Source organism: Pseudomonas sp. BIGb0558 (genome assembly GCF_024807515.1).
Classification (GTDB): Bacteria; Pseudomonadota; Gammaproteobacteria; order Pseudomonadales; family Pseudomonadaceae; genus Aquipseudomonas; species Aquipseudomonas yamanorum_A.
On record NZ_JANUEW010000048.1, the window covers coordinates 15,037 to 37,847 of the forward strand.

General features: G+C 62.5%; 21 protein-coding genes. 12 read left to right on the plus strand and 9 right to left on the minus strand.

Annotation, left to right across the window (positions count from 1 at the left end; genetic code table 11):
* Positions 1-59 precede the first annotated feature (59 nt).
* Positions 60-980, minus strand: a complete 921-nt coding sequence (locus M2400_RS30290; RefSeq protein ID WP_259199069.1) for a DMT family transporter — start codon at positions 978-980, stop codon at positions 60-62.
* Between the two features lie 92 nt (positions 981-1,072).
* On the opposite strand from M2400_RS30290, the gene M2400_RS30295 reads away from it, so the two are divergent.
* From M2400_RS30295 to M2400_RS30325, 7 genes are all read left to right on the plus strand, one after another.
* Positions 1,073-1,636 carry a helix-turn-helix domain-containing protein gene (locus tag M2400_RS30295; protein ID WP_259199070.1) on the plus strand — a complete coding sequence of 188 codons (564 nt, stop codon included), beginning with the start codon at positions 1,073-1,075 and terminating at the stop codon, positions 1,634-1,636.
* A gap of 152 nt (positions 1,637-1,788) precedes the next feature.
* Positions 1,789-2,154 carry a hypothetical protein gene (locus tag M2400_RS30300; RefSeq protein ID WP_259199071.1) on the plus strand — a complete coding sequence of 122 codons (366 nt, stop codon included), beginning with the start codon at positions 1,789-1,791 and terminating at the stop codon, positions 2,152-2,154.
* A 238-nt stretch (positions 2,155-2,392) separates the two neighbouring features.
* Positions 2,393-3,589, plus strand: coding sequence for an SfnB family sulfur acquisition oxidoreductase (locus M2400_RS30305; RefSeq protein ID WP_259199075.1), 1,197 nt, complete (start codon positions 2,393-2,395; stop codon positions 3,587-3,589).
* Positions 3,590-3,601: 12 nt separating this feature from the next.
* On the plus strand, positions 3,602-3,928 hold the full coding sequence (locus M2400_RS30310) for an acyl-CoA dehydrogenase (protein ID WP_177048030.1): 327 nt from the start codon (positions 3,602-3,604) through the stop codon (positions 3,926-3,928).
* Complete coding sequence (locus tag M2400_RS30315; protein ID WP_177112676.1) at positions 3,928-5,307, plus strand: LLM class flavin-dependent oxidoreductase; 1,380 nt, start codon at positions 3,928-3,930, stop codon at positions 5,305-5,307. Before M2400_RS30310 ends, M2400_RS30315 begins: the two co-directional genes overlap by 1 nt.
* Before the next feature lie 183 nt (positions 5,308-5,490).
* Entirely contained in the window at positions 5,491-6,078 is a 588-nt protein-coding gene (locus M2400_RS30320; protein ID WP_177079892.1) for a hypothetical protein, read from the plus strand.
* Positions 6,079-6,178: 100 nt separating this feature from the next.
* Positions 6,179-7,597 carry an FAD/NAD(P)-binding protein gene (locus M2400_RS30325; protein ID WP_259199078.1) on the plus strand — a complete coding sequence of 473 codons (1,419 nt, stop codon included), beginning with the start codon at positions 6,179-6,181 and terminating at the stop codon, positions 7,595-7,597.
* Positions 7,598-7,700: 103 nt separating this feature from the next.
* Here M2400_RS30325 and M2400_RS30330 read toward each other — a convergent pair whose 3' ends face one another.
* Genes M2400_RS30330 through M2400_RS30345 form a run of 4 tightly spaced genes read right to left on the minus strand, consistent with a single transcriptional unit; the run spans position 7,701 to position 12,333 of the window.
* On the minus strand, positions 7,701-8,966 hold the full coding sequence (locus M2400_RS30330) for an efflux RND transporter periplasmic adaptor subunit (RefSeq protein ID WP_259199079.1): 1,266 nt from the start codon (positions 8,964-8,966) through the stop codon (positions 7,701-7,703).
* Positions 8,956-10,437 carry a TolC family protein gene (locus M2400_RS30335; protein ID WP_177048040.1) on the minus strand — a complete coding sequence of 494 codons (1,482 nt, stop codon included), beginning with the start codon at positions 10,435-10,437 and terminating at the stop codon, positions 8,956-8,958. The genes M2400_RS30330 and M2400_RS30335 overlap by 11 nt, the downstream gene beginning before the upstream one ends.
* The gene (locus tag M2400_RS30340; RefSeq protein ID WP_259199082.1) at positions 10,430-11,629 is read right to left on the minus strand and encodes an ABC transporter permease; all 1,200 of its coding nucleotides are present in this window, start codon (positions 11,627-11,629) and stop codon (positions 10,430-10,432) included. The genes M2400_RS30335 and M2400_RS30340 overlap by 8 nt, the downstream gene beginning before the upstream one ends.
* Positions 11,626-12,333 carry an ABC transporter ATP-binding protein gene (locus tag M2400_RS30345; RefSeq protein WP_177048044.1) on the minus strand — a complete coding sequence of 236 codons (708 nt, stop codon included), beginning with the start codon at positions 12,331-12,333 and terminating at the stop codon, positions 11,626-11,628. The genes M2400_RS30340 and M2400_RS30345 overlap by 4 nt, the downstream gene beginning before the upstream one ends.
* Before the next feature lie 363 nt (positions 12,334-12,696).
* Here M2400_RS30345 and M2400_RS30350 point away from each other — a divergent pair, with 363 nt between their 5' ends.
* Entirely contained in the window at positions 12,697-13,452 is a 756-nt protein-coding gene (locus M2400_RS30350) for a TetR/AcrR family transcriptional regulator (RefSeq protein ID WP_259199092.1), read from the plus strand.
* Positions 13,453-13,557: 105 nt separating this feature from the next.
* Positions 13,558-14,808: a hypothetical protein gene (locus M2400_RS30355; protein ID WP_259199093.1), complete on the plus strand. Its 1,251-nt coding sequence runs from the start codon at positions 13,558-13,560 to the stop codon at positions 14,806-14,808.
* 122 nt (positions 14,809-14,930) lie between these two features.
* Here M2400_RS30355 and M2400_RS30360 read toward each other — a convergent pair whose 3' ends face one another.
* Positions 14,931-15,776, minus strand: coding sequence for an alpha/beta fold hydrolase (locus M2400_RS30360; RefSeq protein WP_177134354.1), 846 nt, complete (start codon positions 15,774-15,776; stop codon positions 14,931-14,933).
* Between the two features lie 105 nt (positions 15,777-15,881).
* Here M2400_RS30360 and M2400_RS30365 point away from each other — a divergent pair, with 105 nt between their 5' ends.
* The gene (locus M2400_RS30365) at positions 15,882-16,745 is read left to right on the plus strand and encodes a LysR family transcriptional regulator (protein ID WP_177112690.1); all 864 of its coding nucleotides are present in this window, start codon (positions 15,882-15,884) and stop codon (positions 16,743-16,745) included.
* On the opposite strand, the gene M2400_RS30370 is transcribed toward M2400_RS30365, so the two are convergent.
* The 3 genes from M2400_RS30370 to M2400_RS30380 all read right to left on the minus strand — a co-directional run bounded on the left by M2400_RS30370 (position 16,746) and on the right by M2400_RS30380 (position 20,938).
* Complete coding sequence (locus M2400_RS30370) at positions 16,746-17,807, minus strand: FUSC family protein (RefSeq protein ID WP_177048054.1); 1,062 nt, start codon at positions 17,805-17,807, stop codon at positions 16,746-16,748.
* A 164-nt stretch (positions 17,808-17,971) separates the two neighbouring features.
* A complete protein-coding gene (locus tag M2400_RS30375; protein ID WP_177112694.1) occupies positions 17,972-19,597 on the minus strand; it encodes an NADP-dependent glyceraldehyde-3-phosphate dehydrogenase in 1,626 nt (541 codons plus the stop codon).
* A gap of 78 nt (positions 19,598-19,675) precedes the next feature.
* A complete protein-coding gene (locus tag M2400_RS30380) occupies positions 19,676-20,938 on the minus strand; it encodes an MFS transporter (protein ID WP_259199100.1) in 1,263 nt (420 codons plus the stop codon).
* A 126-nt stretch (positions 20,939-21,064) separates the two neighbouring features.
* On the opposite strand from M2400_RS30380, the gene M2400_RS30385 reads away from it, so the two are divergent.
* Both M2400_RS30385 and M2400_RS30390 read left to right on the plus strand, forming a co-directional pair.
* Positions 21,065-21,787 carry a helix-turn-helix transcriptional regulator gene (locus M2400_RS30385; RefSeq protein ID WP_259199102.1) on the plus strand — a complete coding sequence of 241 codons (723 nt, stop codon included), beginning with the start codon at positions 21,065-21,067 and terminating at the stop codon, positions 21,785-21,787.
* Positions 21,788-21,815: 28 nt separating this feature from the next.
* Complete coding sequence (locus tag M2400_RS30390; protein WP_177048062.1) at positions 21,816-22,682, plus strand: Dyp-type peroxidase; 867 nt, start codon at positions 21,816-21,818, stop codon at positions 22,680-22,682.
* Positions 22,683-22,811 lie beyond the last annotated feature (129 nt).

Here is a 22,811-nt window from a genome sequence, read left to right on the forward strand (position 1 = left end):
ATGTGGCAGGATCCTACAAGGTAGGCTGAAAAAGCTTGTTTGGCATTGTTTCAGTAGCCTTAGCCTTGGGTTTCCTGTTCCAGCTCATTGCGCGCCTCAAGCGCCTTCTGCCCCCGCGTCTTCATCTCGCTGACAATCACCGCCGCCACAATCAACGCCGCGCCCACCATGGCAATCGGCGGGAACCGCTCCCCGGCAATCCGCCCGACCACGCCGGCCCACACCGGCTCCCCGGCATAAATCAGCGTGGCGCGAGTCGGCGAGACGCTTTTCTGCGCCCAGTTCATCGCCACCTGAATCACCGCGCTGGTCAGTCCCAGGCCCACTGCGCTGAACAGCAGCAACCACGAGAACTCCGGCAGCGCCTCACCCATCGGCACCACCATCAGGAACGACAGCACCGACGCCGTGGCCAGTTGCACCACCGTCACCCGGCGCACATCCACCTGGCCGGCAAAGGCGCTGATCATGATGATTTCGGCAGCAATCGCCACCGCACCAATCAACGTGGCGATTTCACCGGGGCTGAAATTCAGCGACGCGCCCGCCGGGCCGGTCAGCAGCATCAACCCGGTAAACGCCAGCATGATGCCGATGCTCGGCATCAACCCAGGCCGCCGTCCCAGCACCAGCCATTGCAGCAGCGGCACGAACGGCACATACAGCGCGGTGATAAACGCCGACTGGCTGCTCAGGATCGTCTGCAAGCCAATGGTCTGCAAACCGTAGCCAAACATGATCGCCACGCCGATAAAGCAGCCGGCCTTCAGCTCAAACAGGGTCAGGCCCCGCAGGCTGCGCAACGAGAACGCCCCGACGATAAGCGCCGCCGCCGCAAACCGCAGGCCGACAAAAAACATCGGGCCACTCACGGCCATGGCGTGCTGCACCAGTAAAAAGGTGCCGCCCCAAATCATGGTGATCACCACCAATACACATTCGGCTTTGCTGAAACGGGAAAACAACGGGGAGGTGGTCATGTCGGCTCGGTCTTGCACAGGAGGGGCGCGGACCGCACAATGCGCCGCAAGCTGGGCAGTATACTGCGCAACCCCACCCTGTGAGCAATATAGTGCACAAAGAAAATCCGCAACGGGCCTCGGTCCTGCAACACGTCAGCCAGAACGTTCGGCGCCTGCGCCATGCAGCTGAGTTGAGCCAGACGACCTTGTCCGAAAAGTCCGGCGTCAGCCGGCGCATGCTGGTAGCGATCGAGGCGGGGGAAAAGAACGTCAGCCTGTCGACCCTCGACCGGGTGGCCGAGGCCCTGGACGTGGCCTTCAGCGACCTGATCCAGGCCCCGGATGCCCCCGATCACAGCCGCATCAACGAACTGGCCTGGGCCGGCGAAATTCCCGGCAGCAAGGCCGTGCTGCTGGCCAAGGCCACCGCGCGTCGCGAGGTGGAGTTGTGGGAGATGCGCCTGGAACCCGGTGACCGCTACATGCCCGAGCCGGACCCCGAGGGCTGGAGCGTGCAGTTATTTGTGTTCGAAGGCACGCTGACGCTGGTGCTGGGTGACGAGGAAAAACACGTCGGCACCGGTGAGTTCCTGATGTTCGCCAGTCGCCACCTTCACGCCTATCGCAATGACCGCGAGGTGGCGGTGCGGTTTGTGCGCAACGTGGTGATTTGAGACTCTCGGCTTTAAGTGTTGTCAACTGTCAGATTTCACAGCTTACATCAGCGTTGGGTTGAATCTAGTGTGGGAGCTACTGCTCACAGAGCTGACTCAATCGGAGCTCGGGCGGAAGGGGCAGTTGGCTTCACTAAATGGAGAGCACACTGATGACTGCACAAAACTCAAAGCATATTAAAAGTAGTGACTTGCTTCCACGTCCAAGGATTACTCCCAACCACGGGGAGCGTGTGAGTTATCCCGAGATGCAAAATGGGCGCGCCTCGATCGTTATTCCCGCGTATCCGGGACTGGCCATCGGGCAAACAATCAGGTGGTCGGTCAGGGGGTATGGCACGTTGCTTGGTGAAATCGCGGTTGAGTCGCTGGAGAGCCAATACAACGCTGTTTTGAACGGTATCGTCTTCCGCCATGAGATAGTTTTGGCAACTTATCGCGTGCTTCAAGACGAACATGACGAGCTTGTTTCTGATCACAGTTTTTATGTCGTGGACGACCGTCCTGCTGACGCCTGAGTGGTAGTGAATTGGCTTTCAATACCGAAGTCAGTGTCGCTGGTATTGAAAGCCACCACGGGGCCGCGCTCACCGCAGGATCAACTGTTGGCAGCGCAACAGTGGTTGGACACTTTGCTGTTTTGAACCGCCTGCCACACTGCTGACTTACCAGCAACCCACTGATTTTGTTGAACATTGGATTCAGGCACGACTCCTGCAATTACTCCAGTATCTCTCTGGAGCCTGGAGTCGGCCCATGTCAGCCCAACCCCAACACCCTGCCCACATCATCCGCTCGGACGCCGAGGCCATCGCCGTTGCCACTGAGTTGGCCAAGCGTTTTGCCGTGGACGCGGGCGTACGCGACCGCGAACGACGCCTGCCGGTGGCCGAGCTGGACGAATTCTCCTCCAGCGGCCTCTGGGGCATCACCATTCCCAAGGCTTACGGCGGTGCCGGAGTGTCCTATGTGACGGTGGCCGAGGTGATCAAGCTGATCTCCGCCGCCGACCCGTCCCTGGGGCAAATTCCGCAGAACCATCTCGGGGTGGTGGACATCCTCCTGCAAACCGCCAGCGAGGAGCAAAAGCAGCATTACTTCGCCAAGGTCTTGCAGGGCTATCGTTTCGGCAATGCCTTCTCCGAAGCCGGGAGCAAAAACGCCGGCACCTTCGACACGCAGATCCGTTTCCACGGCGATACGGCCCAGATCAACGGTGAGAAGTTCTATTGCACCGGTGCGCTCTTCGCCCACCTGGTGCCCACCGTCGGCAACAACGAACACGGCCAGGCGTTTATCGCGTTCGTGGAGCGCGATGCGCCCGGCCTGACGGTGGTCGACAGCTGGGACGGCTTCGGCCAGCGCACCACCGCCAGCGGCGGGGTCACCCTCGACGGCGTCACCGTGCCCCTGAGTGCGGTGATCCCGGCCCACCAGGCCTTCGACCAACCCACCGCCAATGGCCCGATCTCGCAAATCATCCAGGCCGCCGTCGACACCGGGATCGCCCTTGGCGCCCTGGAACAGGCCAAGATTTATGCGCGCCAGGCCCGTCCGTGGATCGACAGCCAACAGGATCACGGCTGGCAAGACCCCTTCACCATCGCGGCCATCGGTGACCTGGAATGGCGCGTGCACGGCACTGAAGCGATCCTCGCCAAGGCCGGCGTGGCTGTCGACCGGGCCCTGGCCAACCCCAACGAAGACACCGTGGCCAACGCCTCTCTGGTTGTCGCCCAGGCCAAAGTGTTGTCGGCGGAAACCGCGTTGCTTGCCAGCAGCAAACTCTTCGAACTGGCCGGCACCCGCTCGGTCACCGGCAAGCACAACCTTGACCGCTTCTGGCGCAACGCCCGCACCCACACCCTGCACGACCCGGCCCGCTGGAAATACCACCTGATCGGCAACTTCGTGCTCAACGGCGTCAAGCCTGCGCGCCACGCCTGGAACTGAGGAGCTTTATCCATGACCGCACTGAATCAGGCGCGCCAACTGCTGGAAAGCACCCGGCGCTTTGTCGAGAAAAGTGATGACCCCTACGTGATCAGCCGCTTCGGCGATCTGCAGATTCGCGTGGACGTAGCGGCCGCTCTGTTTGAGCGTGCCGAAACCCACCCGAGCCCGGTGGCTCTCACCGAAGCGCAGATCGCGGCGGCCGAAGCCCTCATCGCCGCGAGCAATGCCGAATTCGAACTCACCGGCCAACGCACCGCGCTGCCGCCGACCCTCGATGACCCGTTGCGCCGCAAATACCAGATTGTCGGCAACTACCACCTCAACGGAGTGCTTTGATGTCCCGTGAAATCCGCTTGAATGCCTTCGACATGAACTGCGTCGGCCACCAGTCTCCCGGTTTGTGGGCCCACCCGCGAGACCGCTCGTGGCAGTACAAGGACCTGGAGTACTGGACCGACCTGGCAAAAATCCTCGAGCGCGGCAAGTTCGACGGCCTGTTCATCGCCGACGTGCTGGGCATCTACGACGTCTATAACGGCAACGGTGACGCGGCGATTCGCCAGGCCACCCAAGTGCCGGTCAACGACCCACTCTCGCTGATCGCACCCATGGCACTGGTCACCGAACACCTGGGGTTTGGCCTGACCGCCTCGCTGTCTTTCGAGCACCCGTACCCGTTCGCCCGGCGCCTTTCCACCCTCGACCACCTCACCAAAGGCCGCGTCGGCTGGAACATCGTCACCTCATACCTGGAAAGCGGCGCGAAGAACCTCGGGCAGAAAGCCCAGACCGAACACGATGCGCGTTACGACTACGCCGAGGAATACCTGGAGGTTTGCTACAAACTCTGGGAAGGCAGCTGGGAAGAGGGCGCCGTGCTGCGGGACCGCGAGCGACGGATCTTCAGTGACCCGAGCAAGATCCACGAGATTCGCCACGTCGGCAAACACTTCCAGGTGCCCGGCATTCACCTCTGCGAGCCTTCGCCACAACGCACGCCGGTGTTGTACCAGGCGGGCGCGTCCAGCCGGGGCAAACAGTTCGCCGCCGAGCAGGCCGAGTGCGTATTTGTGGCGGCACCGTCGAAAGTGCTGCTGAAGAAAACCGTCGCCGACATCCGCCGGCGTGCGGCCGAGGCAGGGCGTGATCCGAAGAAAATCCTGATCTTCAACTTGCAGACGGTGATCGTTGGCGAAACCGACGCCAAGGCCAAGGCCAAGTTCGACGAATACAAATCCTACGTCAGCTACGAAGGCGCGATGGCATTGATCTCCGGCTGGACCGGTATCGACTTCAGCCAGTTCAAGCCTGATGAACCCCTCAAGCACGTGCACACCAACGCCATTCAGTCGGCGGTGGAAGCGTTTTCCACTGCTGATCCAAACAAGGTCTGGACGCCGAATGAACTGGCGGACTGGGTCGGTATTGGCGGCTTCGGCCCGTTGTTTGTCGGCGGCCCGCAAACCGTGGCCGACCTGTTGCAGGAGTGGGTTGAAGAGACTGATGTAGATGGCTTCAACCTGGCCTATGCATTGACCCACGAGACCTTTATCGACGCGGTCGACTTGCTGGTGCCGGAGTTGCAGAAGCGCGGGGTGTACAAGACTGAATATGCCCAGGGCACCCTGCGGGAGAAATTGTTCGGGGAAGGCGCGCGTTTGCCGGACAACCATCCGGGCGCCAGCTATCGCGACCTTAAAGCCACAGCGATCTGACTGGAGAAACCGGATCAATGTGGGAGCTGGCTTGCCTGCGATAGCGGTGAGTCAGCTTGCATCTGTGTTGGCTGACACCCCGCTATCGCAGGCAAGCCAGCTCCCACAGGTGATCTTCATCAAGCCAACGATTTCGGCCAGCGGACCACCGCATGCTTGTTCCACCAATAGGAGCATCACCCTATGAGCGTGCATGAACGTGAACAACCGCTGGATGTGGAATGGCCCGCTGAACGGGTCACGGTGTTGCCCAAGGCATTGGCGCAGTTGCGCCACTGGGCGCAGGTGACCCCGCTGCACAATGCCCTGCGCCACAAGCGCGACGGCCAGTGGTACGCCTGGCGCTGGATTGATGCCCTGCGGGATGTCGAGCGTCAGGCCGATGGCTTGCGCCAGCAGGGCTTTACCGAAGAGTCGCGGCTGGCCCTCAGCGGGGCTTTCGAGCCTCATTTGTTGCTGCTGGCCCTGGCCGCCCAGGTGATCGGTGGCCAGATCCTGACCCTGGCCGATGACCTGGCGCCCGCCGCCTTGCAGCAACAGCTGTGGCGCATTCGGCCTACCCACGCGTATGTCCCGGGGCTGCAGCCGGTGGCGGTTGTGCAACAGGTCGGCATCGTGGACACGTCCCAGCGGCTGTGCCGCTGGTGGCAGCCTTCCGGCAAGACCGAGCTGTGGAGCGAGGAGAGCACCCACGGGCAAGGCGGCCTGGCGGCGGTGCTGGAGCAATGGCTGAACAGCGGTCAGAGCCTGGGCTTTCCCCAGTCGGGCTGAGCTATTCGGGCCGAGCTATGCGCCCCGGGTCGATGTGCTGGATACTGCACGGGGCGATTTTTACCACAACCATTCAGGCAGACAGTAAGGGCGCAATTTCATGAGTGAAACCGAACGCGGACAGGCGACGAGCGCCATTCGCAACGCTGATGTGCTGATCGTCGGCGGCGGCCTGAGCGGGACGATGCTGGCCGTGCAATTGCTGCGCCTGCCGGGCACGCGGCAGATCCTGGTGATCGAGCCGCGCCAGGAACTGGGGCGCGGCGAGGCCTACAGCGCGGTGGAGCTGGGCCACACCCTGAACGGCAACGCCGCCCGCATGAGCGTCGACCCGGACAACGCCGATGACCTGACCCAATGGCTGACCGCCTACATCGCCGGCGGTGGCTGGCCGGAGTCAGACCAGCAACACGTGCCCATCAGCGAACTGTTTCCGCCCCGCGGGATTTTTGGCCTGTACGCGCAACAACGGCTGGCCGAGGCCAAGGCGCTTTCGACGTCGACCGTCGAGCATATCCGCGCCGAGGTGGTGGACCTTGAAGTGGATGAACACGCCACACGGCTGACCCTGAGCGACGGCCAGCAACTGCGTGGTGCCGTTGCAGTATTGGCCACCGGCATGTTCCCGGCGGCGCGCACGCCCCAGACCGAGTCCAGCGGCTTGAATGCCGCGGCAGTCGACCCGTGGGATGTGCAGGCCATGACCCAACTCGACCCGCAATCCACCGTGCTGATCATCGGTTCCGGGCTGACCATGGTCGACGCCGTGGTGTCCCTGGAACAGGCCGGTCACCGTGGGCCCATCGAGATTTTTTCACGCCATGGCCTGTTGCCCCATGTGCGTCGGCAGCCGCCGGCCTGGGTCGACTTCCTGGGGGAAGACCACAGCCTGCGCAGCCCCCGGCAATTGCTGCGGGAAGTGCGTCGCCAATGCCGGCTCGCGCTGGAGCAGGGGATCGACTGGCAAGCGCCCCTGGACACCGTACGCGCCAATATCGGGCGTTTGTGGAGCCAGGCGAGTGAGCGCGAGAAGCGCCAGTTCGTGCGGCATATTCGGCCCTGGTGGGAAAGCCATCACCACCGCTCGCCGCCCTTGAGTGCCGAGTTGGTGGCACGGTTGCATGGGGAAGGGCGGTTGCGGATTCAGGCGGCTTCGTACAAGGGGCTGGTGCCGTCTGAAGGTGATGTCACGATTCGCCTGCGCCATCGGGGCGAGCAGGCCGTCGTCGAGGTGTCGGGGGCAGCGCTGATCAACTCCAGCGGAATTGAATACGACTGGCGGCGCGTGGCCCGGCCGTTGCCCCGGCAGTTGCTCAAGCGCGGGTTGATTCAGCCCGGGCCGTTGGCGCTGGGGATTGCGGCGGATACTTCCGGGGCGGTGCTGGATGCTGACGGGAATGTCAGCCGGCGGCTGTTTGCGATGGGCCCACCGCTGCGCGGGATGTGGTGGGAAAGTACGGCAGTGACGGATGTGGCGATTCAGGCCAAGGCACTCGCCGCCAGGTTGGCACACCTCTAAATCTAATGTGGGAGCTGGCTTGCCTGCGATAGCGGTGGGTCAGCTGCATCTTTATCAACTGACAGCTTGCTATCGCAGGCAAGCCAGCTCCTACAGGTCGGGGTTATGGCCCGACCTTCACAAACCCCGGCTTTAACCCAAATACCTCAACGCCTTGCGCCGTCGACTGCCCGGTGGTCACCGTCACCCGCTCCACCGGTTTATCCATCGCGGCCCGATACTCCACCGTCATCACCCCATCCCCGCGACTGATCGCCTGGGCCGGCACCACAATCGCCTGGTCATTGTTATAAGTCACGATGGTCAACCGCGCACTCATCCCCAGTCGCACCCGTTGCAACTGCTGCGGCGTCAGCTTGGGAATCGACAGGGTCACCGGAAACTGCGCGCTGCCCTGGCTGTCGCTGGCAATTGCCAAGCCGCTGACCACACTCACCGACCCCGTCAGCCGCTCCCCGTCAAACCCGTCGCCCATGACCTCCACCGCTTGCCCTTGGTGCAGCTGGTTGATGTCCAGCTCCGAGACCTTGGCAACGATTTTCAGCTTCTCGATATTCGCCAGCCCAAACAGCACCTGGCCCTGGCTGACCTTGCTCCCGGCCTGCACCGGCGCGTTGTTGTTCCCGCCGCCCTGGGACGATGAGCTGCCGCCCGGCGCCGGTACCACGATGCCGGAGAACGGTGCCTTGACCTCCTTCCCATCGAGCAGGGTGCGCAGGGCGTCATATTTGACCGTGGCGTTGGTCAGCTCCATATCGGCGATTTGCCGGTATTCGCCCTTGCCTTGTTCTATCGCCTGCTGCAGTTCGCCCCGGGCGGCCACCAGGTCCAGCTGTTGCTGGGTGGCCTGTTGCTTGAGGTCGTCGAGTTCGTTGCGCGGGATGATGCCGCGCTTGAACAGGTTTTCGCTCTCGGTGAGTTTGCGCTGGGTGTTGCTGGCGCTCATTTCGGCGGTGCGCAGGTTGCGGCGGGCGCGGCCGACTTGTTGGCCGCTGTCCCAGTCCTGCATTTCCTGCACCGTGCGCCGGGCCTTGAGCTGCGCGGAGAGGGCGTCGCGCAGTTGCACTTCGAGGGTGGCCGGGTCCATTCGCAGCAGCACCTGGCCGGCTTCCACCCGCTGGCCCTGTTCCACCAGGTTGGCCTGCACATTGCCGTCGAAGGGCGCGGTGAGGGTGATGGTGGTGTCGGGCTCGATCTTGCCCACCAGGCCGATCTGGTGCACCAGCGGGTCGACCTTTACCGCCAGCCATTGTTCGGCGTTGCCGGGCGGGTTGGCGGCCGGGCTCTGGCGGCTGAGCAGCGTGATGCCGACACCGGCCACCAGCACCATCAACACGACACCCAACAGGCGCTTCTTATTAGTAGTCATTGAGGGCGATTTCCCAACTTTCCAGCGTCATGCCCAGGGTCAGGTCGAACTGAGTCTGGGCGTTCAAATAAGCAATCAAGGCATTGAGCCGTGAGTTCTCGGCGTTGCGCAGGTCGGTTTCGAAACTCAATACCTGGAAGTTGGTGGAGCGCCCGGCGCTGAGTTTTTCCCGTTCGATTTCGATCTTGCGCTTGGACAGCTCCACCGCCCGCTGGGAGATTTCATACTGGCGCCAGCGGGTGCCCAGGTCACGCACCACATCGTTGACGTCGCGCTCCAGTTGCTGGCGGGCGTCGGCGATGATGATTTCCTGATTCTCCGCGTCGACCCGCGCGTGCACTTCGGCCTGGCGGGTGCTGATATCGCCGATGGGAATCTGCACCTGCACGCCGGCATAGCTGTCCCAGCGCCGGTTATTGGAGTGGCCGTTATCGTCATTGGTGTCGGCCCGTATCTGGTTGGCGCCGGCCACCAGGTCCACCTGCCAGCGGCCGGAGTCCTTGGCGATCACCAGGTTGAGGTCGGCCTGTTGACTGCCGAGCAGGGTGGCCAGGTAGTTCGGTTGCTGGTTCTGCGCGAGTACGAAGGCCTGGTGCTTGTCGATGTCCATGCGCTTGGCTTCAAGGGCTTCGGTGGCGCGGATCGGCGTCGACAGGTCGAGGGCCAGCAGGCGCAGCAGGGCCAGGCGGCTGGTGTCGAGTTGGTTCTGGGCTTCTTCCACCCCCAGTTGCTGGGTGGCGATGTCGGCTTCGGTCTGCACAATCTCGAACTCGGCCATGCGCCCGGCGCTGATCAGCGCTTTGTTCACTTCCAGCAGCGTGCCGGAGCGTTTGAGGGCGTCCTGGACGATGCTCAGCTGTTCCTGGGCCCGCAGCAATTCGCGGTAGGTGGTGATGATGTTGCTGATGGTCTGCGCCACGTTGGCCTTGAGGTTCAGGCGGTTGGCCTGTTCCGACAGGCGTGACAGACGCAGCGGGGCGGTGGTGGCGTCCCAGCCGGCACCGCGCATCAGCGGCTGGATCACCGACAGGTCGAGGCCGTCGCTGCGGTAGCGCCCGGCACGGTCGGCGTTGTTCAGTTGCTGGGTCCAGTTCATGCTCAGGCGCGTGCCGTATTCGCCGAGCAAGGTGGCGTTGGGCGCCAGGTTGGCGTTGCGGGCGTTGTCGTCGCTGCCTTTGTTGGCGCGGTAGTAGCTGTTCAGGGTCAGCTTGGGGTTGAAGGTGTCTTCGGCCACCCGCAGGTCGAATTTCTGCGCCACACGTTGCAGGTACGCGCTGCGAATTGCCGGGTTGTTGCGCAGGCCCAGGTACACCGCGTCGCCCAGGGTCAAGGTGGTGGACTGGGCGTTCAGCGACACACCGCGCTCATAACCGCTGCGGGTGGTGCTGGGCGCCGACGGGCGAATCACCACGTCGGCGGCCACGCTGTGCAAGCTCACCAGAGCGCTCAACAACAGCAGCCGTTTATTCATCGCGCAAGGCCTCCACCGGTTGCAGGCGCGAGGCCGACACCGCCGGATAGATCCCGAAAAACAGCCCCACCAGCAACGTGCTGCCCACCCCCAGCGGCAGCGCGGCCACCGCCAGGGAAAACTGCCAGCCGGACAGCCATGCATACAGGTACGCGGCGGTCATGCCCAGTACCGCGCCGCAGACGGCGCCGACGGCGGTCAGGGTCACCGCTTCCAGCAGGAACAGATTGCGAATGTCCCGCTGGCGCGCACCGAGGGCCATGCGAATCCCGATTTCCCGGCGCCGCTCCGAAACGTTCATCAGCATCACGTTCATCACGCCGACGCCGCCGCCCACCAGGGAAATCGCGCCCAGGGCCAGCAGCAGGTAAGCGAAGGTACGGCTTTGCCGGGTCATGCCATCGATCATTTGCTGGGGCACCTGAATGTCGACATCGTGGTCGGTGAGCTGGGTTCGCAGCGCCGCCGCTGCGTCCTGGGCCACACGCTCCATGTCCTGCCCGGAGCTTGCGCGGATAATCACGTTGGCAACTTGCGGATTGGCGTAGATGCGGCGCATGCCCTGGGCGGGCACGAACAGCGATTCGTTGGCCTGCACCGGGATCAGCATTGCCCGGGGTTGGCTGTGCAGGATGCCCACCACCAGGAACAGGTAATCGTTGATGCGCACCCGGTCGCCCAATTGCAGCGGGTCGCCGGGCGCGCTCAGGGCCTGGGCGATCTGGTCACCGATGACCGCGTAGGTTTCCCCCGCATCGAAGCTCGACAGGAAACGCCCCTCGCGTACCGACAGGCGCATCGCGTCTTTCAAGTCCGGCGTACTGCCGACAAAGTTTGTGTTGACGGTGCGGCCATGGAACACCGCCGGCCCGCTGAACAACGAGACCGCGCCGATATGGGCGATACCGGGCACGCTGCGGCGCACGGCCTCCAGGTCCAGGCGGGCGGGCATCTGTGCGGTGCTGGCACCCTTGGGCGGAAATTGCGCCACCAGGGTGTCGGTGCCCATGTCCTTGAAAATCATCGCCGCGTCTTCGGCAGCGTTGTGGCCGATATTGATCAGCGCCACCACCGACGAACTGCCGATGACAATGCCCAGCAAGGCCAGGACCGAGCGCTTGCCCAGGGTACGCAGGCTGACAAATGCCTCGTGCAGCAATTGGCTCAGGCTTTGTTCGACCCGCAGGCTCATAGGCGCCCGGCCTCTTGCACCACGCCGTTGCGCACCAGGATCTTGCGATTCAGGCGCTCGGCAATGTGCGGGTCATGGGTGACGATAATCAGCGTCACCTGCTGTTCGCGATTGAGCGCCAGCAGCAGGTCCATGATCTCCTGGGCGGTGGTGCTGTCGAGGTTGCCGGTGGGTTCGTCGGCGAGGATCACCGAGGGATTGCCCACCAGGGCGCGGGCGATGGCGACGCGCTGGCGCTGGCCGCCGGACAGGTCCGCCGGGCGATGATGCGCACGCTCGGCCAGGCCCACCTGGTCAAGCATGCGCAGGGCCTGTTCCACCGAGTCATGCCGCGACACGCCACGGTAGCTCAGGGGCAGGGCGACATTGTCCAGGGCACTGAGGCGCGGCAGCAGGTTGAAGCTTTGAAAGACGAAACCGATCTGCTGATTGCGGATCGCCGCCAACTGGTCGGGGCTGGCGCTGAAAATGTCATGGCCGGCAAAACGGTACTGGCCGCAGTCGGGCAAATCCAGCAGGCCCAGAATGTTGAGCAGGGTACTTTTGCCGGAGCCGGACGCGCCGAGGATGCCGCAGCTGTCACCGCTTTGGATGGCCAGGCATACATCATTGAGAATCGACAGGTGTTGACCGGCCAACTGATAGCTTTTGCCGATGCCTTGCAGGGAAATGAAGCCTGGGTGCGCGGGGGTATCTGTCATCATGACTACGCCTGCAGCCTCGACAGCACCGCGCATCCCCTGAAAATCCTTGTAACAAGTTCAGGGGCTGCCTGGTACACGTCACGGACTGGTTTTATTTCTTGTTTTTAAAATATTGTTTGAATACTAACCGCGATCCCGCCGTTCCGCCAGCCATGGATATAGAGCGGTTTTACCCTTTGAAACGATTCCTCTACGGGGCATTTCAGGCGCCGGAAAAATCCATCAGCTACCCTCAACGAGCCCGTCATTGCTGGCTTTGGATGGTATGGCGCAGTGTCACTACTTGCTTTCAGGCAGCGGCCCCGGTATAAAAAATCAAATTAATTTTTAAAACAATATTTCCGCAGTGGAACCCCAATCCCTATGGTCGCGAAGAAACTCAGCGCTCCAAACGTTACCAAGACCCGATTGCTGGATGCGACAGAGGCTCTTTTCATCAAATACGGCTATGACGCCGTTTTGTTGCGGCAGATAACCGAGAGGGCGCAGGTCAATCTCGCTGCGGTGAATTATCACTTCGGGGACAAGGATTCCCTGATGAAAACCCTGTTGATGCAGCGCCTGGAGCCGCTCAACGAGCAGCGCCTGGAGCTGCTCGCGCGGTGCGAAGCCGAATCCGACGGCCCGCTGGACTGCGACACCTTGCTGGGCGTGCTGTTCGCCCCGGCCATGGGCCTGGAGCGCAGCGACCCGGCGAGCGGGGAAGGGCGTTCGTTCATCCGTTTCCTGGGGCGTGTGTACAGCGACACCTCGCCGTTTATCCAGGAATACCTCAAGGTGCATTACCAGCCGGTGTTCCAGCGCTTCTTTGAAGCGTTCGCCCTGGCCCTGCCGGATTTGCCGCGCAACGAACTGGGGGTGCGCCTGCAATTTGCCCTCAAGGCGATTTCCGGGGTAATGGCCGGCACCGAGCTGCGCTTGCTGATGAACTCCATGAGCCTGGGGCGGCCGGCGACCGATGCCGAAGTGATGGCCAAACTGATCACCCTGGTGTCGGCGGCGATTCGCGTGCCCCAGCAAAGCCCTGAGGCCGAAACGGCTCTGGCGCGGGTACTGGACACGCAACGTGCGATCCGCGAGCAAGCGGCTGCCCCGAGCGCCGGAAAGGCCGTTCGCTGACCTGTTGTCCGTCGGTCGCCACTGTCAAATTTCACAGCTATACAAGCAATCCGATGCATTGCTAAATCGGGCAGACACCCTCGCCCGATTTGCAGGTGCCCGAATATGGCTGAGCAGCATAACCCCGGACCCAACCCGCCGACCGTTGAGGATTTGACTGCGCCAGTGGGTACGCCGCTATTTATCAACGGCCCCTACACAATCACCCCTTTGGGGCGCTTGAGGCTGCGTCTGAGCCTGCACGATGACGCCTACCGGCCAGTCCCCGAAGGTGCGGTACTCATTACATTACCGGACGGGGCGTTCTTTGATGACGGCAGCAGCGGCGTTCGCAGTTTTGTAACCGACGCGGCTGGTTTTTTGCTGGTCGAAGGTATTCAAGGGCCTGGGATAACGGGGCGTTATACCTTTAATGCACAGAGCGGCTCGAAACTCGCCTCTGCCTCGCTGGCGGTAGTGGCTAACGGGCCCGATGAAAAGATACCGCTCCGATCTCCCCAGGGCAGTGCCTTGACGCCTGACGGTACGCGGCTTTATGTGTGCGCTTTCAGCGATCGATACATGGCCGTGCTGGATACGCTCATGCTGCGCATCCTCTATCGAATTGTCCTGGACTTTCCCCCTCTTGAGGTCGTGATCAACCCCCAGGGTACTCATGCATACGTCAGCCATCAGCAAGGGTTGTTGATTATCACGCTGAGCAGCCTGCAAGTGATATCCATGAGACTGGGACGCCATGATACCGGCCTGGCCCTCAGCCCTGATGGACGTAATCTGTGTTTCTGTGTTCAGGGAGGGGGCGTTGCCGTTCTCGATACGCTGACCCAGGAGGTCGATACAGTCGAGATGACCCCTACAACACCGAATGCCATCGTCGTCAGCCCGGATAACCGCCATGGATTCGTTTGCAGCCGATTGAGCGCAACACTGTCGATCATCGACATCCTTGAACGGCGGCAGGTCAGGGCCATCCCACTGATTGCTGCGGGGACAGGCATTGCAATCAGCCCTGATGGTGCGTTGGTGTATATCAACCTTTCCGGCCTTGCGCGGATGGCGGTGTTTGACACTGCCAGCAACCAGGTAAGCGACTACATCCTGCTGACCAACAATCTGTTTGATACCTTGGCCGCCAGTCCTGACGGAAACTGGCTATACACCACCAATGGCACCTCTGTGATCACAGGTTTTCTGGCGGCAATCGATACCTCGAGAAAAGAACAGGTCCTGACCCTGGCGGGTGAGGGCCCCCGTCATGTGAGCATCAGCCCGGACGGTACCTGTATCTTCGTCAGCAACAGGGGTGATAACACCTTGCAATCCTTACACCCGCAGGTGGCGGGTCTGGATAAATGACAGGCAAAAAAAACCCGCTGGGGCGGCGGGTTTTTAAGTGCAGCATTTGTAACGGATGAGGCTTCACACTACGGCTGGGGATGTGAATAAAACGTGAAAAATATGTAAGAAAAAGTGTGAAGTTAATCGCTTGTGTGAACGCGGCCAATAAAGTCCAACAGGTACTCGCTCACCCGTCCCGGCGCGTCCTCCATCAGAAAGTGACCCGCGTTTTCCAGCACATGCAGGGCAGCCCCCGGAATATCCCTTTGCAGGCGCTGCGCATACACCAGCGGCTGCCACTCGTCTTCGGCGCCCCACAGAACCTGCACCGGCAAATCCATGCCTGGCAGACGTTCGGCAAAATCGGCGGTGTACCGTGCGTCGTAATGTGCCACCTGATGCTGGTAGAACGCCGGCTGGCCGACCACACCGCTGATCGGTGCCAAGTACGCCTCCAGCAACTCACCTTGCATCACGCTCTTGTCAAACACGGCCATGGCCAATTGCCGGCTCATCAACGCCTGATGTTCGTGCGGCGCCATGCGCCCGTGCTCGGCAAACCGTTGGTGAATCCCGCGCCAGGTGGGTGATGGCCACGAGTCATAGCTGGGCGCGTCGGCGATCGTCAATGAGCGCACCCGTTGTGGGTGCTCCAGGGCAAACAGCAGCGCGATGACGCCACCGATGTCATGCCCCACCAAGTGCACGTCCTCAAGCCCCCAGTGGTCGAGCAAACTGCCAATCAGCTGGCTTTGCGCCGCCACTGAAGTGTCTGCTTGCACGGGGCGTTCCGAAGCGCCGAACCCCAGCAGGTCGAACAGGTGAACCTGCAGGCCGGCGGCGGTCAGATGCGGCACCACATTGCGCCAGATGATGGAGTGGGCGGGCGTGCCGTGCAGCAACAGCACCGGCAGCCCGTCACCGTGGCGGCCTGTGGCAATGCGCCAACCGTTGATCAAGGCAACTTCGTTCAGCAGGGCAGTCATGGCAAATCCTCGCGGTGATGAAGGCTTTACCCTAAAGTGCCGCTGGCCATGACACCAATGACAACTTACTCTCTGCCAATCCTGTTTTTGTCATAGGCCATGCTCATGAACCAGCGACTGCCCATCGATGTACTGAGGGCCCTGCAAACCGTGGTGGAAACCGGCAGTGTCACCCGGGCGGCTGAGCGGCTGAATCTCAGCCAGTCGGCGGTCAGCTGGAAGATCAAGCGGCTGGAGAAACAGTTGGAGCGGCCGCTGATCCAGCGCGAAGGCCAGCGCCTGGTGGCCAGCGACGATGGTGCGCAGTTGCTGATCCACGCCCGTCGCATCCTTGAAGCCCACGACGCGGCCCTGGCGCACTTCAATCCGGTGCAGCTGCAAGGCACCATCCGCCTGGGCGCCACCGAACAGGTGCCGATGGCCGAGCTGTCGAACCTGCTGGGCCAGTTTTCCCGGCAGCATCGCCAGCTTGATGTGCGGATTGTGGTGGAACAGAGCCACGTGCTGCGCCAGGCCCTGGTGGACCGTGAACTGGACCTGGCGCTGCACCAGGATTTCACCCACCGCGTCGAAGCGCGGGACCAGTTGCTGTGGAGCGAACATGTGCACTGGTGCGCCCAACCCGGTTGGCACCACGCACCGGATGATTGCGTGCGGCTGATCACGTTCGGGCCTGGCTGTTTCTACCGGCAACTGGCCCAGGAACGGCTGAGTGCCTTGGGCATTCCCTGGCAGGTGGCGGTAGAGTGCGGTTCGGTGGAGGGCGTGATTTCGGCCATCGCCGCCGGGTTGGGCGTGGGCCTGCTCAGCAGCGATCACCTCGACAAGCGCGTGGCAGTGCACCGACCTTTCGAACAGCAGATGCCGCTGCCCGAAGTGGCCAATGTGCTGCGCTTCGCCGAAGACAGCCCCGAGCCCCGGCTACAGGCGTTGCAGCACCTGTTGGTCCAGGCGCTGCACCGGGATTGATCAGATTTTCCAGTGGCTGGCGGTCTTGGCCAGGCGCTGGCGCATGTCATCAACGTTGGCTGCCAGCTGCAGGGTCAATAACCGGTAACCGTCCAGCGGGTTGACCACCGGCACTTCAAAGGTCTGCTCGTGGGGCGTCGTGTTGCTCGGCCGCTCCAGTCGCTCGGTCACCCCCGACTTCAAGGCCCGTGCCATCCCGATCAACTGCACCCGTATCTGTCGATGCTCGCTCTTCAACGCCATCTGCATCCGCGCCAGGGCTTCCTTGTCCCGTGGGTCGGGCCGGGTGTTGCCGAGGATCTCCAGGGTGCTGATGCACATGCGCAGGTGCCGCTGGATGATGTCCAGTTCGGTCATGGAAATCCGCACTTCCTTGGACACCGACGGCATCAGCGAACGCAGTTGCAGCATGGCGGCGTTAAGCCGATTGAGCAGCTTGAGGTGTTCATCATCGGTCACCGACTGGCCGCTGATGATCCGGCTGTAGATCGCCGCGCAATCGCGCAAGGCACTGGCCAGGTTGTAGCGCCAGGAATACACCGCGTACAGCGGCAGGGCGAAGGAAAACGCCAGCGCCAGGACGATGCCAATCAGGATGTCCACCGTGCGCCACAGCCCGTCCGACAGCGGGTTGTCGCCATGGCCGGCGACGATAAACACGGTGATCGCCGACAGCAGCGCGATGTACCCGCCCTTGCCGATGGCGTGATAGGAAAAGAACCCGCACACCACCGACATCAGCAGGTAGGTCAACAGCGGCTGGCCCAGGTAGGTCTCTTGCACCACCAACAGCAACCCGACGCTGGCCCCGATCAACGTACCGTAGGCACGCTCGACGGCTTTCTTGCCGATATTGCCGTGGTGCTGCAACCCGCCGATCACGATCAGCATCGTTACCGAGGCCCACTCACCGTGGGGCAGGTTGATGCCGGTGGTGAGCAGGATCGTGGCGAGCAACCCGATGGAAACGCGTACCGCGTGGATCAGTTTGGCATGACGGTAGCGCCGGTACGGGTCCAGCAGCGGGCGCAGCAAGCGGCGGGCGAAGAGGGGTAAGTGCAATGAAAACGGTCTCAAGGTGGCCTCGGTCGAACAGGCGCCGTCGACTCAGGGTGGGAGCTGGCTTGCCTGCGATAGCGGTGTCATAGCCAACATCACTGTTGGAGGTGAGTCCGTCATCGCAGGCAAGCCAGCTCCCACAGGAGTTCGGCGACCTATTTCAGGGTTCAGAAAATATAGTCAGTGGTCAGAAAGCTCGACGTGCGCTCCTGCAAAATGTCGCTCACCAGTTCCTTGTTGCTCGCCTGGAACTTGGTCGCCACCAGGGTACGGATCGAAAACACCCGCAACGCATCATGTACCGACAGCGTGCCCTCGGCCGAGTTCTTGCGCCCGTTGAACGGGAAGCTGTCGGGCCCGCGCTGGCACTGGGCGTTGATATTGATCCGGCCCACCTGGTTGGCGAACGCATCCACCAGCCGCCCGACTTCACCCGGGCTGGTGCCGAAGATACTCAGTTGCTGGCCGAAATCCGATTCCAGCACGTAGTCGATCACCGTCTCCAAATCGCGGTACGGCACGATCGGCACCACCGGGCCGAACTGTTCCTCGTGGTACACGCGCATCTGCGGGTTCACCGGGTACAGCACCGCCGGGTAGAAAAACGAGCCACGGCTGGCGCCGCCATTTTCATTCACCACCTTGGCGCCGTGGGCCAGTGCATCGGTGACCAGGCCACCGAGGTAATCAACCTTGCCCTGCTCGGGCAGCGGCGTCAGCGATACACCGTCTTCCCACGGCATGCCCGGCTTGAGGGTGGCCAGCTTGCGGTTGAATTTCTCGATAAAACTGTCGACCACATCCTCGTGTACAAACAGGATCTTCAACGCGGTGCAACGCTGGCCGTTGAACGACAGGGAACCGGTGACGGCTTCGTTGACCGCGTTGTCCAGGTCCACCTGCGGCAGCACGATCCCGGGGTTCTTCGCGTCCAGGCCCAGTGCCGCACGTAGACGGTGAGGCTTTGGGTGCAGCTTCTTCAAATCGCTGGCGGCCTTGTTGGTGCCGATAAACGCAAAGATATCGATCTTGCCGCTGGCCATCAGCGCGCTGACGGTCTCGCGGCCGCTGCCATAGATCACGTTGATCACGCCGGCGGGGAAGCTGTCGCGAAACGCTTCCAGCAACGGGCGAATCAGCAGCACGCCGAGCTTGGCCGGCTTGAACACCACGGTGTTGCCCATGATCAGCGCCGGGATCAGCGTGGTGAAGGTCTCGTTCAGCGGGTAGTTGTAAGGGCCCATGCACAGCGCTACGCCCAGCGGCACTCGACGGATTTGCCCGAGGGTGTCCTGTTCCAGCTCGAAGCGGCTGGAGCGGCGGTCGAGTTCCTTGAGGGCGTTGATGGTGTCGGTAATGTAGTCGCAGGTGCGGTCGAATTCTTTCTGCGAGTCCTTGAGGTTCTTGCCGATCTCCCACATCAACAGCTTCACCACCGCGTCGCGTTGTTCACGCATGCGCCGCAAAAACGCTTCGACGTGCTGGATGCGATCCACCACGCGCATCGTCGGCCAGGCGCCCTGGCCACGGTCGTAGGCGGCCACGGCGGCGTCGAGGGCGGTCAGGGCGGTGTCGGCGTCCAGCAGCGGGGTGCTGCCGATGATCACCGGTGTGTCACCGTCGGTACCGCGCAACTGCACCGGGCTGCGTACTTCGGCCAAGGGGCCGTTCCACACATGCAACTGGCCGCCGACCAGGTAATCACGTTGTTCAATGGGCGCCGCGAGCCGGAATTGCTCGGGAATCTCGGCGGCAGTGGGAAACAGCTGGGCGAGCAGGTTGTCGGTGGTCATGTCGCTACCCCTTAAGTGGTTGCAAAACGTGACTAGAGATTCACCCATCAACGCCCCGTGTGGCAAGGGCTAGACGCATTACGCCCGGATGTGGCCCGCCAACAAGCCACCGAACAGCGCCACCCCGAGCGCCGCGCCCACCTGTCGGGCGGCGTTGAGGGTGCCGGCGGCGATACCGGCGCGGTGCTTGTCCACAGTGCCCATCAAGGCGCTGGTGGCAGCGGGGGTGATCAACCCGGCGGCCAGGCCGATCACCGGCATCGGCAGGGCGATCCACAGGTAGGACGTGGTGGGGCCATAGAGCAACAGCGGGCCGAAACCCGCCAGGTATAAAAGCAGTGCCACACCGATCAACCGTTCGCTGCCCCAGGCCTTGACCAGTCGGCCGGCGACCAGGCTGCCCAGGCTCACCAGTGCGGTCAGCGGCAGGAACGCCAGGCCCGTCCATAATGGTGAGTAACCCAGCACCCGCTGGAAATACAGGCTCAGCAGAAATACCAGGCCGTAGAGCACCAACGCCGAGATCAGCGACACCGCCACACAGGCGCTGAACACCGGATTGGCGAACAGCTTGAGCGGTAGCATCGGCTGGGCGTGGCGAATTTCAATCCGGATGAAGGTGCCCCAGGCCGCCACGCTCAGCAGGCCGGCCAACAGAATTGGCGTGGAGAACCAGCCGCGAACCGGGCCTTCGATCAGCACGCCAATCAAGGTCGCCAGCGCCAGGATCGCGCTCAATTGCCCGCGCACATCCAGCGCCCTTGGCGAGCGCTCGCTGGCGTTGAGCCGGGCGCTCAAGCCAATCGCAATCAGCCCCAGCGGCAGGTTGGCGAGGAAAATACTGCGCCAGCCAAACAGCTCGATCAGCACGCCGCCCACCAACGGGCCGGCTGCCATGGCGATACCGCCGCAACTCGCCCATACGCCGATGGCCGTCGCACGTCCGGCCGGATCGTTGGCAAAGGCCTGGTTGATCAGCGTCAGTGAGCCGGGCACCAACAGCGCTGCGCCAACCCCTTGCAGTACCCGCGCCGCCACCAGCGTCATCCAGTCGCCGGACATGCCGCACAGCAACGAGGCCAGGGTAAACAACACCAGGCCCGCCAGATAAAGCCGGCGGGCACCAACGCGATCCCCCAGCGCGCCGCCACTGAGCAGCAGGCTGGCAAAACTCAGGGTGTAGGCGCTGACCACCCATTGCAGCCCGCTGATGCCGGTGTGCAGCGTGGCGGCGATGCGCTCCAGGGCGACATTGACGATGGAGGTGTCGAGAATCACCAGCACATAACTGAGGCTGGTGGCGGCCAGTACCCCGCGTTGTGCAAGAAGAGGAGAGGGCATTGCGATCATCCTTGAAGAACCAGGCGGCGAATCTAGCGCGGGCGCCGGTGCCGATGCTTCGACGGTGATCGAAGCATGGCGTCGTTCGCTGCGCCTATACTGGCGCGGTCCTGCTGGAGACCTGCCATGCCCCTTGCTGCCAACTTTTCCGATGTCGCCGCGCTGATCGCCGAGCCGGCCCGCGCTGCGATCCTGCTCGCACTGTTCGACGGCCGCGCGCTCCCAGCCGGCGAACTGGCCCATGCCGCCGCCATCACCCCGCAGACTGCCAGCACCCACTTGGCCAAACTGTTGGCCGGTGGCCTGCTGACCTGCGAAACCCAGGGCCGTCACCGTTATTACCGTCTGGCCGGCGCCCATGTGGCGCGGGCCATCGAGTACCTCAGCGTGATCACCCCGGTGCCGGCCAAACCACTGGCACGCCAGGCCCAGGGACTGCGGTTTGCGCGCTGCTGCTACAACCACCTGGCCGGGCAAATGGGCGTCGCCATCACCCAGGCCCTGGAACACTGCGGGTACCTCCTGGCCGTGGAGGACAAACGCTACGAACTGCTGCCGGCAGGGGCGCAGTGGTTTGCCGCGCTGGGCATCGACCTGGCGGCGCTCAAACCCTCGCGCCAGGGCCTGGCGCAACAATGCCTGGACTGGACCGAGCGCACCCATCACTTGGCCGGCCCCCTGGGGGTACAACTGCTCAACGCGCTGTGCGAGGCCGACTGGCTGCGCCGCTCGAAAAACTCCCGGGCGGTGCTGGTCACGCCCAAAGGCTGGGCGCAACTCAAGGCACAGTTGAACCTCGACCCGCGAAGCCTGGAAAACCTTGAGCACAACCCGGCACTGGCCGGGTAAACTGCGCGGCTTTCTTGAAGGAGTTCACATGAGTCAGTACCAGCCGGGCATTCTTGCCGCACCGGTGCCGTTGCAGGCACGCCATCTGTTTTTTGCCATTGAGTCCGTGGACGCTGTGCCTGCTGCACTGGATGCGCTGGTGCACTTGGTGGACGCCAATGCAGTGGTTGGTTTCGGTGAGCCGCTGGTCAACGCCTTGGGTGCCCGGATTGAAGGGTTGCGGGCGTTCCCTCATGTGAGCGGGCCGGGGGCGGAGAATCCGTCGACCCAGCAGGCGCTGTGGGTCTGGTTGCACGGTGTGGATCGCGGTGAGTTGCTGTTGCGCAGCCGGGCGTTTGAGAAGGCTCTGGCGCCGGGGTTTGGTCTGGTGCAGATGACCGAGGGTTTTCGCTACAAGACCGGGTTTGACCTGACTGACTATGAGGATGGCACCGAGAATCCGCATGATGATGCGGCGGTGGATGCGGCGGTGGCGCCGGGTGGGGCGAGCTTTGCGGCGATCCAGCAGTGGCAGCATGACCTGGATGGGTTTGCTGCTTTGCCGGCGGTGGAGCGGGATCACATTATTGGTCGGCGTCATGGTGATAACGAGGAGCTGGAGGATGCGCCGGAGTCGGCGCACACCAAGCGTACGGCCCAGGAGAGTTTTAGTCCGGAGGCGTTTGTGGTGCGTCGGTCGATGCCTTGGGCCGAGAATGGGCAGGCGGGGTTGATGTTCCTGGCGTTTGGGCATTCGTTTGATGCGTTTGAAGCGCAGTTGCGGCGGATGAGTGGGCTTGAGGATGGGATTGTTGATGGGTTGTATCGCATCAGCAAGCCGTTGACTGGGGGGTATTATTGGTGCCCGCCTGTGCGCGATGGGCGGGTAGATTTGGGTTTGGTTTTTTTGGGTTGAGTACATATCCGTTGCTGCGGTAACGGCGGCTTATGGTTCCGCTCTTACAGCGGGTCACTTTTGAAAAGCGCAAAAGTAACCAAAACGCTCTGCCCCGCCTGTCGGCACCTCGCCTAGGCTCGGTGTTCC

What these genes read in the sequence shown, in the direction of transcription:
- M2400_RS30290 (WP_259199069.1), bottom strand. Translation starts at nt 980, where the DNA reads ATGACCACCTCCCCGTTGTTTTCCCGTTTCAGCAAAGCCGAATGTGTA.
- M2400_RS30300 (WP_259199071.1), top strand. Translation starts at nt 1,789, where the DNA reads ATGACTGCACAAAACTCAAAGCATATTAAAAGTAGTGACTTGCTTCCA.
- M2400_RS30305 (WP_259199075.1), top strand. Translation starts at nt 2,393, where the DNA reads ATGTCAGCCCAACCCCAACACCCTGCCCACATCATCCGCTCGGACGCC.
- M2400_RS30310 (WP_177048030.1), top strand. Translation starts at nt 3,602, where the DNA reads ATGACCGCACTGAATCAGGCGCGCCAACTGCTGGAAAGCACCCGGCGC.
- M2400_RS30315 (WP_177112676.1), top strand. Translation starts at nt 3,928, where the DNA reads ATGTCCCGTGAAATCCGCTTGAATGCCTTCGACATGAACTGCGTCGGC.
- M2400_RS30320 (WP_177079892.1), top strand. Translation starts at nt 5,491, where the DNA reads ATGAGCGTGCATGAACGTGAACAACCGCTGGATGTGGAATGGCCCGCT.
- M2400_RS30325 (WP_259199078.1), top strand. Translation starts at nt 6,179, where the DNA reads ATGAGTGAAACCGAACGCGGACAGGCGACGAGCGCCATTCGCAACGCT.
- M2400_RS30330 (WP_259199079.1), bottom strand. Translation starts at nt 8,966, where the DNA reads ATGACTACTAATAAGAAGCGCCTGTTGGGTGTCGTGTTGATGGTGCTG.
- M2400_RS30335 (WP_177048040.1), bottom strand. Translation starts at nt 10,437, where the DNA reads ATGAATAAACGGCTGCTGTTGTTGAGCGCTCTGGTGAGCTTGCACAGC.
- M2400_RS30340 (WP_259199082.1), bottom strand. Translation starts at nt 11,629, where the DNA reads ATGAGCCTGCGGGTCGAACAAAGCCTGAGCCAATTGCTGCACGAGGCA.
- M2400_RS30345 (WP_177048044.1), bottom strand. Translation starts at nt 12,333, where the DNA reads ATGATGACAGATACCCCCGCGCACCCAGGCTTCATTTCCCTGCAAGGC.
- M2400_RS30350 (WP_259199092.1), top strand. Translation starts at nt 12,697, where the DNA reads ATGGTCGCGAAGAAACTCAGCGCTCCAAACGTTACCAAGACCCGATTG.
- M2400_RS30355 (WP_259199093.1), top strand. Translation starts at nt 13,558, where the DNA reads ATGGCTGAGCAGCATAACCCCGGACCCAACCCGCCGACCGTTGAGGAT.
- M2400_RS30360 (WP_177134354.1), bottom strand. Translation starts at nt 15,776, where the DNA reads ATGACTGCCCTGCTGAACGAAGTTGCCTTGATCAACGGTTGGCGCATT.
- M2400_RS30365 (WP_177112690.1), top strand. Translation starts at nt 15,882, where the DNA reads ATGAACCAGCGACTGCCCATCGATGTACTGAGGGCCCTGCAAACCGTG.
- M2400_RS30375 (WP_177112694.1), bottom strand. Translation starts at nt 19,597, where the DNA reads ATGACCACCGACAACCTGCTCGCCCAGCTGTTTCCCACTGCCGCCGAG.
- M2400_RS30380 (WP_259199100.1), bottom strand. Translation starts at nt 20,938, where the DNA reads ATGCCCTCTCCTCTTCTTGCACAACGCGGGGTACTGGCCGCCACCAGC.
- M2400_RS30385 (WP_259199102.1), top strand. Translation starts at nt 21,065, where the DNA reads ATGCCCCTTGCTGCCAACTTTTCCGATGTCGCCGCGCTGATCGCCGAG.
- M2400_RS30390 (WP_177048062.1), top strand. Translation starts at nt 21,816, where the DNA reads ATGAGTCAGTACCAGCCGGGCATTCTTGCCGCACCGGTGCCGTTGCAG.